We start from the raw sequence: 14,854 nt of genomic DNA on the forward strand, positions 1-14,854 counted from the left end.
TACTTCGTTACCTTACCTAACTCTTGACGCTTTCTTGACACTTCCCGAGGCAAGATCGAACGCCCGTCCGCGCCGGTACCCGACACCGCGTCAAGTCGCTCGGAAGCCTGCGCCTATGGTTGCTCCAGCGCTCAGTCAAAAGCACAGCCCGCCCTGCCGCTCGCGTTAGGACAGCAAGGACAGCGATGCCCCCCAACACCACCGCCTCATCGGGTCATAAGCCCGGCAAGTCCGGCAGGAAAAAGGGGCGCAAAGCCCGTCTATTGGTTCTCGTCCTGGTAATGGCCATCATCGGGGGCATCGCCTACGGCGCCTACTGGTCCGTCAGTACGGTCCGTGCCTCCCTGCCGCAGACCACGGGTTCGATCACCCTCGACGGCCTGTCGGGACCCGTCGACGTCAAGCGCGACAGCTACGGCATCCCGCAGATCTACGCGTCCTCCGACGAGGACCTGTTCATGGCGCAGGGCTACGTCCAGGCGCAGGACCGGTTCTACGAGATGGACGTACGACGGCACATGACCGCCGGGCGGCTGTCCGAGATGTTCGGCAAGAGCCAGGTCAAGGACGACGAGTTCCTGCGCACCCTGGGCTGGGACCGCGTGGCACAGAAGGAGTACGACACCACGCTGTCGGCCTCCACGAAGAAGTACCTCCAGGCCTACGCCAAGGGGGTCAACGCCTACCTCCAGGGCAAGGACGGGAAAGACATCTCCCTGGAGTACGCGGCCCTCGGTTTCACCAACGACTACAAGCCCGAGAAGTGGACCCCGGTCGACTCCGTCTCGTGGCTCAAGGCGATGGCCTGGGACCTGCGCGGCAACATGCAGGACGAGATCGACCGCGCGCTGATGACCTCCCGCCTCGGCCCCCAGCAGATCGCGGACCTGTACCCGGACTACCCGTACAGCCGCAACGAGCCGATCGTCACCGTGGGCGAGTACGACGAGTACACCAAGACGTTCAACGGCGGTGACAGCTCCTCCAGCACGTCCACGAGCGGCTCGACGGGTTCCACGTCGTCCTCGTCGGGTTCGGCCCTCACGAGCCAGCTCGCGGGCCTCTCGAACGTCCTGGACGACCTCCCGACGGCCGTCGGCGTGAACGGCCAGGGCATCGGCTCCAACTCGTGGGTCGTCGGCGGCGAGCACACCATCACCGGCAAGCCCCTGCTGGCCAACGACCCGCACCTGGAGGCGTCGCTGCCGTCCGTCTGGTACCAGATGGGCCTGCACTGCCGCGCGATCTCCAGCAAGTGCCAGTACGACGTCACCGGCTACACCTTCGCGGGCATGCCCGGCGTCGTCATCGGCCACAACCAGGACATCGCCTGGGGCATGACCAACTCCGGGGTCGACACCACCGACCTCTACCTGGAGAAGCTCTCCGGAGACGGCTACCTGTACGACGGCACGACGAAGCCCTTCACCAGCCGCACGGAGACCATCAAGGTCGCCGGCGGTGCGTCCAAGAAGATCGTCGTCCGCGAGACCAACAACGGTCCGCTGCTGTCCGACCGCAACGACGAGCTCGTGAAGGTCGGCAAGAAGGCCACCGTCGACACCGCGGCCCCGGACAGAGGCGACGGCTACGCCATCTCCCTGCGCTGGACCGCCGAGGACCCGGGCACCACCATGGACGCCGTCTTCGCCATCGACAAGGCGTCCGACTGGAGCGAGTTCCGCGCGGCCTCCACGAAGTTCGACGTGCCCTCGCAGAACCTCGTCTACGCCGACACCAAGAACAACATCGGCTACACGCTGCCCGGAAAGATCCCCGTGCGCGGGAAGGGCGACGGCTCGCTGCCGGTGCCCGGCTGGGACTCCAAGTACGACTGGACCGGTTACATCCCGCAGGCCGCGCTGCCGTACGAGTACAACCCGAAGCGCGGCTACATCGTCACCGCGAACCAGGCGGTGATCGACAAGGACAAGTACCCGTACACGCTCACCACGGACTGGGGTTACGGCACCCGTAGCCAGCGCATCACCGATCTGATCGAGTCGAAGATCGGCGGCGGCGGCAAGATCTCCACCGACGACATGCGGCAGATGCAGCTCGACGACAGCAGCGAGATCGCCAAGCTGCTGGTGCCCAAGCTACTGAAGATCGACGAGCCCGACCCGGACGTGCGCCAGGCGCAGAAGCTCCTGGAGGGCTGGGACTACACCCAGGACGCCGACTCGGCGGCCGCCGCCTACTTCAACTCGGTCTGGCGCAACATCCTCAAGCTCGCCTTCGGCAACAAACTGCCCAAGGAACTGCGGGTCAAGGGCCAGTGCATCTTCGTCTCGCCGGTCGACACGACCGGTCCCGCCGACGAGACCAACCAGAAGGTGCGCGAGTGCGGCGAGCGCGACGCGGACCAGGCGCAGCCGGACGGCGGCGACCGCTGGTTCGAGGTCGTCCGCAAGCTCATGGACGACCCCACCAGCGACTGGTGGACGACCCCCAAGTCGGGCACCCGCCCGGGCGCGAGCAACATGAACCAGCTCTTCAAGCGCGCCATGATCGACGCCCGCTGGGAGCTGACCGCCAAGCTCGGCAAGGACATCGACACCTGGAGCTGGGGCCGGCTGCACCGCCTGTTCCTGAAGAACCAGACCCTGGGCACCGAGGGCCCCGCCCTCGTCCAGTACATCCTCAACCGCGGCCCCTGGAAGCTCAGCGGCGGCGAGGCCACGGTCAACGCCACCGGCTGGAACGCGGCCGGCGGCTACGGAGTGGTGTGGGTGCCGTCGATGCGCATGGTGGTCAACCTGGACAACTTCGACAAGTCCAAGTGGATCAACCTCACCGGCGCCTCCGGGCACGCCTTCAGCGCGCACTACACCGACCAGACGAGCAAGTGGGTCGACGGCGAACTGCTGCCGTGGTCCTTCTCGTCCAAGGCGGTCGACAACAGCACGAGCGACACCCTGGTGCTGAAACCGTGACCCGCTGACATCAGAAACGGCCCTCCACGCGCGCGTGGAGGGCCATTTCAGTTCCCGGGGAACCGGTGCACGCCGCCCGGTGTCACCGCCGCCCGCACCGGCCGGTCGTGCGCCTCCGCCGGGACGCTCGCGACGACCTCGAAGTCGTAGAGCAGCACCACCAGCGCGGGATGCGCGCCCGCCCGCTCCAGCCGCGCCAGCACCCGGTCGTACGACCCCCCGCCGCGCCCCAGCCGCATCCCGCGCCCGTCGACCGCCAGACCGGGCAGCAGGACGACGTCGGCCGCCGTCACGGCCTCCGGGCCGAGCCGCTTCCCGGACGGCTCGAACAGGGCCATCTTTCCGCCGTGTTGGACCCGGTCGAGCGAGCCCTCGCCGTCGTAGGCGCCCCAGTCCAGGTCGTTGTCCGGGAGGAGCACGGGGAGCAGGACGTCGACGTCCCGCGCGCGGAGCGCGTCCAGCAGGGCGAGCGTTCCCGGTTCGCCCCCCACGGAGACGTACGCCGCCACCGTGCGCGCGTGCGCCAGCTCGGGCAGCTCCAGCGCGCGATCGGCGAGCGCGGCGGCGGCTTCCCGCACGTCATCGGCCGTCAACCTGTTCCTCACCGCGAGGAACTCTCGTCGCAACATTCGCTTGTCAGGCTCGGCTTCATGTCCTAGGTGACGCACAGGTCCCACCCGTATCCTTTCCAATGTGCTCATATGAGAGCGTATTAACCGGAGCCACAGATTCTGCACAAAGGCACCGGATAGGGTTCGGGTATGACTCAGTCGCACCCCAGGATCAGCAAGGCTGTCATTCCCGCAGCCGGTCTCGGCACCAGGTTCCTGCCGGCCACGAAGGCAACTCCCAAGGAGATGCTGCCGGTCGTCGACAAGCCCGCGATCCAGTACGTGGTCGAGGAGGCCGTGTCGGCGGGGCTCGACGACGTACTCATGATCACCGGACGCAACAAGCGCCCCCTCGAGGACCACTTCGACCGCAACTACGAACTCGAATCGGCCCTCCAGAAGAAGGGCGACGCGAGCCGGCTGGCCAAGGTCCAGGAGTCCAGCGACCTCGCGACCATGCACTACGTCCGCCAGGGCGACCCCAAAGGCCTCGGCCACGCGGTGCTGTGTGCGGCCCCGCACGTCGGTCACGAGCCCTTCGCCGTCCTCCTCGGGGACGACCTGATCGACCCCCGGGACCCCCTCCTCGCCCGCATGGTCGAGGTCCAGGAGCAGCACGGCGGCAGCGTCGTCGCCCTCATGGAGGTCGCGCCCGAACAGATCCACCTCTACGGGTGCGCGGCTGTGGAGGCCACCGCCGACGACGACGTCGTCAAGGTCACCGGCCTGGTGGAGAAGCCGGAGGCCGCCGACGCCCCGTCGAACTACGCGATCATCGGCCGCTACGTCCTCGACCCCCACATCTTCGGCATACTGCGCAAGACCGAGCCCGGCCGCGGCGGCGAGATCCAGCTCACCGACGCCCTCCAGCAGTTGGCCGACGACGAGAAGGTCGGCGGCCCCGTGCACGGCGTCGTCTTCAAGGGCCGCCGCTATGACACCGGCGACCGGGGCGACTATCTGCGTGCCATTGTCAGACTCGCGTGCGAACGTGAAGACCTGGGCCCGGACTTCCGCGCCTGGCTTCGCAGTTACGTAGCCGAGGAGATGTAGCAACGTTGAGCACCGCCGCGACCCGCACCACAGGACCCGACCACCTCTGGACGGTGGACGAGCACCTGGAGGACATCCTCGCGACCGTCCGCCCCCTGGAACCCATCGAGCTGCAACTGCTCGACGCCCAGGGCTGCGTCCTGGTCGAGGACATCACGGTGCCGGTCTCGCTCCCGCCCTTCGACAACAGCTCGATGGACGGCTACGCGGTGCGGGTCACGGACGTCGCGGGCGCGAGCGAGGAGTACCCGGCCGTCCTCACGGTCGTCGGTGATGTCGCGGCGGGCCAGGCCGACCTCCTCCACGTGGGCCCCGGCCAGGCCGCCCGCATCATGACCGGCGCCCCGCTGCCGCCCGGCGCGGAGGCCGTCGTCCCCGTGGAGTGGACCGACGGAGGCCTCGGCGAGGGCCCGGTCACCGGCATGCGCGCCCGCAGCCAGGCCCCCGAGACGGCCGGCGGTCACGTGCACGTCTACCGCTCGGCGGAGGCACGCGCGCACGTACGCGCGAAGGGCAGCGACGTGAAGGCCGGCGACCGCGCCCTGGACGCCGGCACGATCCTCGGCCCGCCGCAGATCGCCCTGCTCGCCGCGATCGGCCGCGGCACGGTCCGGGTCCGCCCCCGCCCGCGCGTGGTCGTCATGTCCACCGGCAGCGAACTCGTCCAGCCCGACGAGCAGTTGGGCCCCGGCCAGATCTACGACTCCAACAGCTTCGCCCTCACCGCCGCCGCCCGCGACGCCGGAGCCATCGCCTACCGGGTCGGCGCCGTCGCCGACGACGCCGACACCCTCCGCTCCACCATCGAGGACCAGCTCGTCCGTGCCGACCTCCTGGTCACCACCGGCGGCGTGAGCGTCGGGGCGTACGACGTCGTCAAGGAAGCGCTGTCCTCCGTCGGCGACGAGGACGAGGAGGGCGCCGGGATCGACTTCCGCAGGCTCGCCATGCAGCCCGGCAAACCCCAGGGTTTCGGCTCCATCGGCCCCGACCACATCCCGCTGCTGGCCCTCCCCGGCAACCCGGTGTCGTCGTACGTCTCCTTCGAGTTGTTCGCCCGCCCCGCGATCCGCACCCTGATGGGCCTCGACGACGTCCACCGCCCGAGAACCCGCGCCACCCTCACCACCGACAAGGCGCTGACCTCGCCCAAGGGGCGTCGGCAGTTCCTCCGTGGGTCGTATGCCGACGGTGAAGTGACCCCCGTAGGGGGCGCCGGATCGCACCTGGTCGCGGCCCTCGCGCTGGCCGACGCGCTGATCGTCGTCCCCGAGGACGTCGAGTCCGTCGAGCCCGGCACCGAGGTCGAGGTGGTCCTGCTCGGCTGAGCACTCCTGGTTGGCGGTACCGTGTCGCGCACAACACGCCCGGACCGGGAGCGCCACACAGCATGACTGAGCCTTTCCGGGGGGACACCCCCGGACCCCTTGAGCAGGACCGCCTCACGCACATCGACGACGCGGGCGCCGCCCGCATGGTCGACGTGTCCGGCAAGGACGTGACCGCACGCACCGCCACCGCCAGCGGACGCGTCCTCGTCTCGCCCCGCGTGGTCGAACTCCTGCGCGGCGAGGGGGTCCCCAAGGGCGACGCCCTGGCCACCGCGCGCATCGCGGGGATCATGGGCGCCAAACGCACTCCCGATCTGATCCCGCTCTGTCACCCGTTGTCGGTGTCGGGTGTGAAACTGGATCTGTCGGTCGCGGACGACGCCGTACGGATCCGGGCCACCGTGAAGACGACGGACCGCACGGGCGTCGAGATGGAGGCCCTCACCGCGGTCTCCGTCGCCGCGCTCACCGTGATCGACATGGTCAAGGCGGTCGACAAGGGAGCGGTCATCACGGACGTACGCGTGGAGGAGAAGACGGGCGGCAAGTCGGGGGACTGGAGCCGGACATGAGCCCCGACGATCCGGCCGGCGGTGCGCTGCCCGCGCCGTACCGGGCACTGGTGGTCACCGCCTCCAACCGCGCTGCCTCCGGGGTCTACGAGGACAAGGGCGGCCCCCTGATTGCCGTCGGCCTCAAGGGCTTCGGCTTCGCGGTCGAGGGACCGCAGGTGGTCCCAGACGGCCGCCCGGTCGAGGCCGCCCTGCGCGCCGCCGTGGACGCCGGTTACGACGCCGTCGTCACCACCGGCGGCACCGGCGTCTCGCCCACCGACCGCACCCCCGAGGCCACCCGCGCGGTCATCGACTACGAGGTGCCGGGCATCGCCGAGGCCATCCGCGCGTACGGCCGGGAGAAGGTGCCGACCGCGGCGCTCTCCCGTGGCCTGGCCGGGGTCGCCGGGCGCACACTGATCGTCAACCTGCCGGGTTCCACCGGCGGGGTGAAGGACGGCCTCGCCGTCCTGGAACCCCTGCTGGCGCACGCCGTCGACCAGATCCGAGGCGGCGATCACCCCAGACCCGCCGACACCAGTGGGGGTGCGAGCTGAACAGCCCATCCTGGCCCGCCGTACTGGCGGACGGCGACATCGTCCTGAGGCCGATAAAACTCCGCGACCAGCGGGACTGGCGCGAGGTCAACCGGCGCAACCGGGACTGGCTGCGCCCCTGGGAGGCGACCATTCCGCCGCCCACGCCCAGCGGACCGATCGCACACCGGCCGACCTACCGCCAGATGGTCAGACACCTGCGCTCCGAGGCGAACGCGGGCCGGATGCTGCCGTTCGTCATCGAGTACCAGGGGCGCCTGGTCGGGCAGTTGACGGTCGCCGGGATCACCTGGGGCTCGATGTGCTCGGGCCACATCGGCTACTGGGTGGACGAGTCGGTGGCCGGGCGCGGAGTGATGCCGACGTCCGTGGCACTCGTCGTCGACCACTGTTTCCGGGCGGTCGGACTGCACCGCATCGAGGTCTGCATTCGCCCGGAGAACGGCCCCAGCCGCCGGGTCGTCGAGAAACTCGGATTCCGTGAGGAGGGGCTTCGGCCCCGTTATCTCCACATCGACGGCGCCTGGCGCGACCATCTCGTCTTCGCGCTCACCGCGGAAGAGGTCCCCGAAGGGTTGCTGGCCCGCTGGCAGCGGGCGCGTTCCCGGAGCACACCGCACGACAATCCCGCGTAACGGGGAGCCTGTTGGGCCCGGAAGCACGGATCCCCGGAAATGGAATAAGTGTTCGAAAGTGATCGACGGATGACCGGCTTGGGGCAATGAATTCGCCAACTCCGCGGCCTGTTGATCGCATCGGTCACAAAAAAAGCTCGAAATATCAGCCAGATCGTGCGACACACCGGCTCAATTGGCAGATGGCCTCACGCAAACCCCTCTACCGTGTGAGGCGTGAGCAGCAGCGGCCTCATCTACGCAGTCATTGTCGGGGCCTGGGCCGCCTACTTGGTGCCGATGTGGCTCCGTAGGCAGGACGAGCTGAACGAGGCCCGTCCGACGGAACGCTTCAGCACCGCCATCCGGCTGCTGTCCGGACGGGCGGGAATGGAGCGCCGGTACGCCAAGGACCTGCGGGCGCGCTCCACCGAGGAGGGGGAGCCCAGCGCCGTCGTGCCGGACGCCGTCACCGACTCGGTGGACGTCCGGGCCTTCGCCATGCCCCCGGCCCGTCCCCAGGTGCACGCACAGGTCCGCCGGCCGGGCCCGGACCGGTCGGAAGCGGCGCGGGAGGCGGAGCGCGAGTCGGCGCGTGAACCCGCGCGCGAACCGGGTCGCGAACCGGGTCGCGAACCGGCGCGCGACCAAGCACGGGACCAGGCCCGCGACCAAGCACGGGGTCAGGCCCGGGACCAGACGGCCAAACCGGCACCCCAGCAAGCCTCCGCCCCCGCCCCGGCCTCCGCCCAGGCGTCCAAGACGGCCAAGCCCGGCCCCAAGTCCGCCCCCGCGTCCGCCCGTAGACGCGTCCCGGTCGGACGGCGTACGCCTGCCGAGGAAGCCGCCGCGGCGCGCGCCCGGCGGGTGAAGGTGCTCGCGCGCCGTCGTCGTACCACCGTGATGCTCTTCCTCGCCTTCACGCTCGGCGCGATCGTCGCGGCGGTCGGCGGGCTCGCCCTGCTCTGGGCGCCCGGTGTGCCGGCGGTACTGCTCAGCGGTTACATCGCCTACCTGCGCTCCCAGGAACGCAGCCGCTTCGCCTACCAGATGGACCGCCGCCAGGCCGAGGCCGCCGCGCAGCGGCTGAGGGAGCGTCAGCCGCGCCGACGCGCGACCGTGGACGCCGGCATCGACGACGCCGAGGAGGGACCCGAACCGGAGACGGACCCCGGGATGTCCGCCCTCGCTGCCGACCGCCGTGCCCTCGTCGAGCAGACCGACCATGCCGAGTGGGTCGACCAGCAGCGCGAACGGCAGCGTCGGCCGGGCCAGGGCGACAGCTGGGACCCCGTACCCGTACCCCTGCCGACGTACGTCACCGCACCGGTCGCCCCGCGCGCCACCTCCGACGTGGACCTCGGGGCGCCCGACGCGTGGAGCTCCGCGCGCTCCAGCTCGGTGGCGCCGGAGCACGAAGCACAGCAGGCGGCCCACGAGGAGGAGGCGGAGGACCTGTCGGACGACGACAAGGCGACGCCGGACGGCCGCACCGACGCCCGCCGCGCCGCCTCCGCCCGCCGGGCCCGTGAGCGCGGCCGTACCCCGCTGTTCGACCAGTACGAGGACGGCGAGCGGCCCCGCGCGGCCAACGAGTGACCAGGCAAGGAACGGATTTCCAAGCACCCTGAGGGGGATGCTAGAGTTTCACTCGTTGCAAGGGCCTGTGGCGCAGTCTGGTAGCGCACCTCGTTCGCATCGAGGGGGTCTGGGGTTCAAATCCCCACAGGTCCACCGCAGCTCAGAGCCCCAGACGGAGTGATCCGGCTGGGGCTCTTTGGTGCCGTACAGCAGCGAAGTACAGCAACTACTTTGGATCTTGCTTCCCAAGGTGCTTGCCCAGCTTGCGCAGTGCCCGGCGAGTCGACTCCGAGGGCACGTGAGTGTAGACCTCCATCGTGACCGCGATCTTGCTGTGTCGGAGGATCTGCATCGCGACGCGAGGGTGCACGTCGAGCGCGGCCAGGAGCGAGCCGCACGTGTGCCGGGTGTCGTGCAGCCGGATGCGGCGGACGCCCGCCCTGGACGAGCGATCGGTGAACCGGCGGTTGAAGTTGCGCGGCTCGAACGGCGTGCCGTAGCGCGTGGTGAACACGAAGTCGGAGTCGGTCCACAGCTCGCCGGCCGCTTGCTTCGCCAACTCCCTTTCCTTCCAGTGGAGTTGGAGCGCAGTCACGCAGATCTGCGGCAGCGGCAGCGTGGCCGTGGACGCCTCGGTCTTGGTCTCGTCATGGACCAGGCGCCGGTTGATCCGCTGTAGCTGCATCTCCACCGTGACCTCCCCGGCGTCCAGGTTCACGCTCTTCCAGGTGAGGCCCAGCACTTCGCCCCGCCGGAAGCCCAAGACCAGGATCAGCACGTAGGCCGCGTACAGCGAGTCATGTGCAGCGCTGGCCGCTTCGAGGAACTGACGAGCCTCCTCCACTGACCACGGATGCCGCTTCACCTTGCGCGCCGATCGCACCTTGACCAGGCCCGCGACGTTCTTCGAGATCAGCTCTTCCGTCATCGCGTTGGTCAGCGCCGACCGCAGTACGGCGCGGGCGTCCTGCACCGTACGGCGCGACGGGATGCGCTCGCAGCAGTCGCCGGTGGCACAGCAATGAGGCTTGTCCCGCTTCGCGTCGAGGCCCTGAGCGCAGCACTGGCACTGATCCAACAGGTCGTTGACCCAACTCCGGACGTCCCGCACGGTGAGCTTGTCGAGCCGCTTTGAGCCCAGCCCCGGTGCGATGTAGAGCCGGACGTGCATGGCGTAGGTCTCGGCGGTCTTGGGCTTCAGGTCGGGCTCTACGACCTCTCGGAGCCACCGCGCGAGGTACTGCGCCAGCGTCGGCGTGGAGGTGGCCACCGGCCCCTTCTGCGCCTCAGCATGCAGCTTGATCCACTTCTCGTGGACCTCTTCCCGGGTCTTGCCGTAGACGTACTTCCGCTTGCGGTTGCCTTCGGGAGTTGTGACCCAGACGTACGCGGCGAAGCTGTTCTTGTATGGGTAGATCGAGCCTTCGCCGTTGCCACGCTTGCCGCTCATGCCGACCACCTCTGTTCGGCTTCCTTCGCGAGGCGTTCGACGTACTCATCCACCCAGCGGGGCAGGATGCGGCGGTTGCGGCCGTCCTTGATCGAACGGATCTCACCAGTCAGTACGAGCATCTTGGTCTTGGACAGTCCGTAGCCGAGCATCTCGGCGACTTCCGCCGTGGTGTGCCACTTGCGCGTGATCACAGTCGCGGTCATGCTGCGGCTTCCTCCCCATCGAGTTGGTCTTGCAGGGCTTCGCGGGCGGTCTCGCGGTTGAGTTGGATGTCCCGGTGGATGTTGGCGGCGAGCCAGGATTCGCCGGGGGTGTGGCCGTGGCCGGCGTAGGTCCAGTGGGCGAGGGTGAGCGTGGTTGCCTCCGGGTTGTCGTCGGGGTCGGGCAGGCCGAGGGCTTCGCGGTGTTGGGCTGAGCGGTAGTCGGCTCTCACCTGTCGGAGGGCGCCCAGGGTGGTCGAGTAGCGGCGGGACTTGGTGGAGAAGTGGCCCCGGAAGCCGAGCATGTGGGCCCAGTCGCGGAGCTTGCGGTCCGGGTAGAGCGCGTGGAGGTCGAGGCAGGCTTCGATGAGCCGGCGGGGGTGGTCGGGCACGCCGAGCAGCACGAGGGCTTCCTTGTTGCCGATCCGGCGGTCGACCGTGCCCGTGGTCTCCGCTGCCTTGGTCGCGTACTTGGCGACATAGGAGGCCACGGCGGCTTCGGTGATCTCTTCGCCGTGGCCGAAGGCGCCGATCGGCTGGACGTCGAGCTGCGTGCCCCAGGCGAGGGTGCGGGCCGGTTGGTCCCCGGCGGGGTCGACGTCGACCGCGACGCGGGCAGCGGCGGCACGGATCGCGTCGTCGAGCAGGTCGAGGGTGGCCCAGGCGGGTGGTGGGCTGTCGGGGCCGTCCGGTCCGTCGAAGCGGATCACCGCGTGGAAGTGGACGGCTCCGCGTTTCTGGTACTCGGCGACCTTGCCGAAGGCCACGCGGGACTGAGCATGTGCGTCCTTCTGCGTGAGGCCGGCGCGCTTGGCGATCTCGCGGCGCAGGTAGATCGTGAAGTAGCGCCACAGGTCGGAGGCGTGGTTGTTCCACAGCACCGCGCCCGCGTAGTCGTACGTCGCCAGGTCGAGCGGAGTGCCGAGTTCGGGCGCCTCCTCGCCGTGGCGGGTGCCGCAGCGGCAGGGCCGGTTTCCAGGCCGGTTGTGGACGGGACCGAACGAGGGCGCGGTGAGGGTGGCGAAGACCCGGGGGTGATCCCGGATCGTGTGCGGGGTGCCCTTGGCGGGATCGCCCACGAGGCCGGCGCGGATCAGGTGGTAGGTGTCGCCGGCGTAGGTCCAGGCACAGGCCGGGCAGCGCGAGGCACGGCGGTTGCCGCAGGCGATCCGCAGTGTGCCGCCGGGCTCGTGCTCGGTCGTGTACGCGTACAGGATCGTCTTGGTGGTCGGGTCGATGGTCTTGGTGGCGCCTGTGAGGCGGATCGGGTCGGAGCAGCCGCCCGTTCGGCGGATCTGGTCCTGCCAGCGGTCGAAGTGGGCCGAGCCAGCCACCCTCAGCACGTCGTTGAGGGTGGCCGGGTCGAGTCCCGCCGGGGTGGCGGTGTCGGTCACGCGAACACCTCCTGACGGCAGGTCAGGAACGCGGTACCGATCCACTGCGTGTAGGCGGGCGGGATCGCTTCGGTCAGCTCTTCGTGGACGTCGGTCCAGGTGATGCCCATGGCGTGCTGCATCTCGGGAACGGTGGCCTTGCCGCCGCCCTCCCCGTACGCGGCCACGTACGGGCCGTCGCGGTAGACGCCGTGACGCCAACCGCGCACGTATCCACGGTGTTTGGGGTGAGCCGGCCGAGCGACGGCCCAGCGGCCGAGTTCGAAGTTGCGGTGGCGCAGCACGGCGAGGCCGAACATCTCGCCGCACAGGGTGACGTCCTTGCGGATCTCCGCCTTGCCGTTGGGTTGTTCGATCACGTACGGCAGGCCTGTCCGGTCGAGCAGGGCGCGCGTGGGTGCCACCAGGTCTTCATGGGTGCCGCCCCAGCCCTGTGAGTGGTTGGTGCCGACCGTCAGGGTGTTCTTGGCCTGGCAGGGCGGGGAGGCGTGCACGAGGGCGTACCGCTCGATGGCGCCCGTGGTGATGAGGCGGTCGAGGTAATCGAGGGCGTCGCCCCGGTGGTAGGCGAAGGGGTAGCGGGGGCGGTCGGCGAGGTCGCAGCCGTCGACCGCGAAGCCGGCGCGGTGGTAGCCCATGGCGGCACCGCCGGAGCAGGAGAACAGGTCCAGGACCCGGGACGCGGTCATCGTCGGCCCCCGTTGCGGTGGGCGGGACCGTGGTTGGCGCTGTAGTCCTCGACCAGGGCCGTGACGTCGGTGTCGCCGTTGGCGTGGTCCTCCGCGCCGCAGCCGCCGCACCGGTAGTCGCCCTGGGAACTGCTGTAGCGGGTGCTGGCCTTGACGCGCAGGCCGGGACTGCCCTCGGTCGGGGTGAGGTCGGCGGGGAGCTTGCGGAACAGGGCGGTCACCGTCGCCACCCCCGCTTCTGCGGGGTGTTGGCCGAGGGTGCGGCCGGGGTGGCGGTGTTGCCCTTGGGCTTGGACGGCTGGGGGTGGGACTGGTCGAGCTTCGCGTGTGCCTTGGCGACGCTGCGGGCGCGGTCGGCGTCCGAGTCGAGCGGGTTGCCGGTGTCGCGGGGCAGTCGGTCACGGAAGATTCCCATTACGCGGTCACCCACCGATCCGGACGAGGGCGGACGCGGGGGCGGCGGAGTGGCCGGTGCCGTCGCAGGCGGTGCAGGTGACGCGGAGCAGGACGCGGGAGCCGTCGCGGTTGCGGGTGCCGGTGGTGATGGCGACGACGGGGAAGCCGTCGCAGTGGTGGCAGACCGGACGGTTCGGGAGACGAACAGGCATGATGAGCAGAGCCCTTTCAGGTCGGAAGATCGGGAAGAGGTCGAGCCGTCCGGGGCGGCGGAAACTTGGCGGTTGAGGCCGCCCCGGAGGGTGCTACTTGTCCTTGCTGTTGCGGCTGATCGTGTAGCTGATGCCGCCGCTGGCCGACAGGACCGCGATGGCCGCGCCGGCGATGACCTGGACGACGAAGGCGATCACCAGGAGCACGGCGATCGATCCGGCGACGATGACCAGGGTCAGGACGATGGGGCCTTTGTAGGAGCGCGGGGCTTCCTGCACGATGACGACCTTGCGCAGGTCGGTGCCGTGCGGGATCTGCCGGTAGACGTCGGACGGGATGTGTCCGGCGCGCCACTGGTCTTCGGGTAACTGCATCGGACTGTCCCTCTCTGATCAGGTGCACCGGTGGGTGTGGGCGGCGAGTTCGGCGGCGGAACGGTCGTCGTGCTCGGTCGAGAAGCCGCAACTCGGGGCGGTGCACGCGGCGGTGTGCTTGGTCTGGCCCCGGCCGTTGTTGAAGGAGCCGACCTTGACGGGGCCGATACGGATCACGTTGAAGAAGCGGTTCGGACGGGACACGGCTGAACCTCCTTGGGAATCAGGCGAGTTGGGCCACAATCGCGCCGGCGAGGTCTTCCGGGACCCCGAGGCGGACGCGCAGGGTGGCGGTGTCGATCGCGCTCCCGGTGCGGGTACGGTGCTCGGTCGCGATCTTGCGGGCGTGGTCGACCAGTGCCGGAGGCACGGCCGGGGCCGCCTTCGGGAGAGCAGGTGCGGGGTCCGGCGCGGTGATCTCCGGGGCCGGTGCGGGGTCGGGCGTTTCGGGGCGGTCGATCACCGGCGCGGGCTGTGGCTCCGGCTCAGGTGCCGGGGCGGTGATCGAGGGTGCGTGGGCGAGCAGGGTCCCGCCGAGGAAGGCGAGTGCGGGCCAGCCGGCGACGAGGATGCGCAGCCAGGCCGGAACGTGGTGGAGGTCGAGGAGTCCGGCGGTCGCGACGTTCGCGCCGAGCGAGGCGGTCAGGGCGATCACGAACCAGGTCCAGGCCGCGCGGTCGCGGCGGGCGGTGCGCAGTCGACGCCAGGCGGCGACCATCAGCAGGTCGACCGAGACCGGGTAGGCCCAGGCCTTCCAGCCGGATTGATGCGCTGCTTCGGCGAGGTCGTGCAGGTGCGCGAACGAGAGGGCACCGGCGATGACGGCTTGGATCAGGACTGCGTCCAGACGGACCGAGCGGGCCATGAACGGCACCTCCCTTCAATGGAGTTGGGCCAG

The 14,854-nt window shown here is 69.7% G+C and carries 18 protein-coding genes and 1 tRNA gene; 8 read left to right on the forward strand and 11 right to left on the reverse strand.

Features of this window, described 5'->3' with window-relative positions:
• Nucleotides 1–185 precede the first annotated feature (185 nt).
• Nucleotides 186–2,936, forward strand: a complete 2,751-nt coding sequence (locus SSP08S_RS05350) for a penicillin acylase family protein (RefSeq protein ID WP_026178192.1) — start codon at nt 186–188, stop codon at nt 2,934–2,936.
• A gap of 47 nt (nt 2,937–2,983) precedes the next feature.
• Here SSP08S_RS05350 and SSP08S_RS05355 read toward each other — a convergent pair whose 3' ends face one another.
• A complete protein-coding gene (locus tag SSP08S_RS05355; protein WP_078532346.1) occupies nt 2,984–3,565 on the reverse strand; it encodes a 5-formyltetrahydrofolate cyclo-ligase in 582 nt (193 codons plus the stop codon).
• A 132-nt stretch (nt 3,566–3,697) separates the two neighbouring features.
• On the opposite strand from SSP08S_RS05355, the gene galU reads away from it, so the two are divergent.
• From galU to SSP08S_RS05390, 7 genes are all read left to right on the forward strand, one after another.
• On the forward strand, nt 3,698–4,600 hold the full coding sequence (gene galU / locus SSP08S_RS05360) for a UTP--glucose-1-phosphate uridylyltransferase GalU (protein WP_026178193.1): 903 nt from the start codon (nt 3,698–3,700) through the stop codon (nt 4,598–4,600).
• 5 nt (nt 4,601–4,605) lie between these two features.
• The gene (gene glp / locus SSP08S_RS05365; RefSeq protein WP_019066544.1) at nt 4,606–5,928 is read left to right on the forward strand and encodes a molybdotransferase-like divisome protein Glp; all 1,323 of its coding nucleotides are present in this window, start codon (nt 4,606–4,608) and stop codon (nt 5,926–5,928) included.
• Between the two features lie 62 nt (nt 5,929–5,990).
• Nucleotides 5,991–6,503, forward strand: coding sequence for a cyclic pyranopterin monophosphate synthase MoaC (moaC, locus tag SSP08S_RS05370; protein WP_019066545.1), 513 nt, complete (start codon nt 5,991–5,993; stop codon nt 6,501–6,503).
• Nucleotides 6,500–7,042: a MogA/MoaB family molybdenum cofactor biosynthesis protein gene (locus SSP08S_RS05375; RefSeq protein ID WP_019066546.1), complete on the forward strand. Its 543-nt coding sequence runs from the start codon at nt 6,500–6,502 to the stop codon at nt 7,040–7,042. Before moaC ends, SSP08S_RS05375 begins: the two co-directional genes overlap by 4 nt.
• Entirely contained in the window at nt 7,039–7,677 is a 639-nt protein-coding gene (locus SSP08S_RS05380) for a GNAT family N-acetyltransferase (RefSeq protein WP_026178195.1), read from the forward strand. Before SSP08S_RS05375 ends, SSP08S_RS05380 begins: the two co-directional genes overlap by 4 nt.
• Nucleotides 7,678–7,893: 216 nt before the next feature.
• Nucleotides 7,894–9,255 (forward strand): SepX/GlpR family protein, encoded by a 1,362-nt coding sequence (locus tag SSP08S_RS05385; protein ID WP_019066548.1) that lies wholly within the window; start codon nt 7,894–7,896, stop codon nt 9,253–9,255.
• Between the two features lie 61 nt (nt 9,256–9,316).
• Nucleotides 9,317–9,390: transfer RNA gene (locus tag SSP08S_RS05390), tRNA-Ala, on the forward strand.
• 73 nt (nt 9,391–9,463) lie between these two features.
• Here SSP08S_RS05390 and SSP08S_RS05395 read toward each other — a convergent pair.
• From SSP08S_RS05395 to SSP08S_RS05440, 10 genes are all read right to left on the reverse strand, one after another.
• A complete protein-coding gene (locus tag SSP08S_RS05395; RefSeq protein ID WP_019066549.1) occupies nt 9,464–10,696 on the reverse strand; it encodes a site-specific integrase in 1,233 nt (410 codons plus the stop codon).
• On the reverse strand, nt 10,684–10,893 hold the full coding sequence (locus tag SSP08S_RS05400; RefSeq protein WP_019066550.1) for an excisionase family DNA-binding protein: 210 nt from the start codon (nt 10,891–10,893) through the stop codon (nt 10,684–10,686). The genes SSP08S_RS05395 and SSP08S_RS05400 overlap by 13 nt, the downstream gene beginning before the upstream one ends.
• Nucleotides 10,890–12,284, reverse strand: coding sequence for a replication initiator protein RepSA (gene repSA / locus SSP08S_RS05405; protein ID WP_019066551.1), 1,395 nt, complete (start codon nt 12,282–12,284; stop codon nt 10,890–10,892). The genes SSP08S_RS05400 and repSA overlap by 4 nt, the downstream gene beginning before the upstream one ends.
• A complete protein-coding gene (locus tag SSP08S_RS05410) occupies nt 12,281–12,973 on the reverse strand; it encodes a DNA cytosine methyltransferase (protein WP_019066552.1) in 693 nt (230 codons plus the stop codon). Before SSP08S_RS05410 ends, repSA begins: the two co-directional genes overlap by 4 nt.
• Nucleotides 12,970–13,203 (reverse strand): hypothetical protein, encoded by a 234-nt coding sequence (locus SSP08S_RS05415; RefSeq protein ID WP_019066553.1) that lies wholly within the window; start codon nt 13,201–13,203, stop codon nt 12,970–12,972. Before SSP08S_RS05415 ends, SSP08S_RS05410 begins: the two co-directional genes overlap by 4 nt.
• On the reverse strand, nt 13,191–13,388 hold the full coding sequence (locus SSP08S_RS05420; RefSeq protein ID WP_019066554.1) for a hypothetical protein: 198 nt from the start codon (nt 13,386–13,388) through the stop codon (nt 13,191–13,193). The genes SSP08S_RS05415 and SSP08S_RS05420 overlap by 13 nt, the downstream gene beginning before the upstream one ends.
• 7 nt (nt 13,389–13,395) lie before the next feature.
• Nucleotides 13,396–13,581: a hypothetical protein gene (locus SSP08S_RS05425; RefSeq protein ID WP_019066555.1), complete on the reverse strand. Its 186-nt coding sequence runs from the start codon at nt 13,579–13,581 to the stop codon at nt 13,396–13,398.
• A 93-nt stretch (nt 13,582–13,674) separates the two neighbouring features.
• Complete coding sequence (locus SSP08S_RS05430; RefSeq protein ID WP_019066556.1) at nt 13,675–13,956, reverse strand: hypothetical protein; 282 nt, start codon at nt 13,954–13,956, stop codon at nt 13,675–13,677.
• A gap of 18 nt (nt 13,957–13,974) precedes the next feature.
• Nucleotides 13,975–14,160, reverse strand: coding sequence for a mobile element transfer protein (locus SSP08S_RS05435; RefSeq protein ID WP_019066557.1), 186 nt, complete (start codon nt 14,158–14,160; stop codon nt 13,975–13,977).
• Between the two features lie 19 nt (nt 14,161–14,179).
• Complete coding sequence (locus SSP08S_RS05440; protein WP_019066558.1) at nt 14,180–14,821, reverse strand: DUF2637 domain-containing protein; 642 nt, start codon at nt 14,819–14,821, stop codon at nt 14,180–14,182.
• Nucleotides 14,822–14,854 lie beyond the last annotated feature (33 nt).

It is taken from the genome of Streptomyces hokutonensis, assembly GCF_000376565.1.
In the GTDB taxonomy this organism is placed as follows: domain Bacteria; phylum Actinomycetota; class Actinomycetes; order Streptomycetales; family Streptomycetaceae; genus Streptomyces; species Streptomyces hokutonensis.

Excerpts from the sequence above, each read along its gene's own strand:
- SSP08S_RS05375 (WP_019066546.1), top strand. The coding sequence starts at position 6,500 with ATGAGCCCCGACGATCCGGCCGGCGGTGCGCTGCCCGCGCCGTACCGG.
- SSP08S_RS05355 (WP_078532346.1), bottom strand. The coding sequence starts at position 3,565 with ATGTTGCGACGAGAGTTCCTCGCGGTGAGGAACAGGTTGACGGCCGAT.
- SSP08S_RS05410 (WP_019066552.1), bottom strand. The coding sequence starts at position 12,973 with ATGACCGCGTCCCGGGTCCTGGACCTGTTCTCCTGCTCCGGCGGTGCC.
- SSP08S_RS05430 (WP_019066556.1), bottom strand. The coding sequence starts at position 13,956 with ATGCAGTTACCCGAAGACCAGTGGCGCGCCGGACACATCCCGTCCGAC.
- SSP08S_RS05400 (WP_019066550.1), bottom strand. The coding sequence starts at position 10,893 with ATGACCGCGACTGTGATCACGCGCAAGTGGCACACCACGGCGGAAGTC.
- SSP08S_RS05420 (WP_019066554.1), bottom strand. The coding sequence starts at position 13,388 with ATGGGAATCTTCCGTGACCGACTGCCCCGCGACACCGGCAACCCGCTC.
- SSP08S_RS05440 (WP_019066558.1), bottom strand. The coding sequence starts at position 14,821 with ATGGCCCGCTCGGTCCGTCTGGACGCAGTCCTGATCCAAGCCGTCATC.
- galU (WP_026178193.1), top strand. The coding sequence starts at position 3,698 with ATGACTCAGTCGCACCCCAGGATCAGCAAGGCTGTCATTCCCGCAGCC.
- SSP08S_RS05350 (WP_026178192.1), top strand. The coding sequence starts at position 186 with ATGCCCCCCAACACCACCGCCTCATCGGGTCATAAGCCCGGCAAGTCC.
- SSP08S_RS05425 (WP_019066555.1), bottom strand. The coding sequence starts at position 13,581 with ATGCCTGTTCGTCTCCCGAACCGTCCGGTCTGCCACCACTGCGACGGC.
- moaC (WP_019066545.1), top strand. The coding sequence starts at position 5,991 with ATGACTGAGCCTTTCCGGGGGGACACCCCCGGACCCCTTGAGCAGGAC.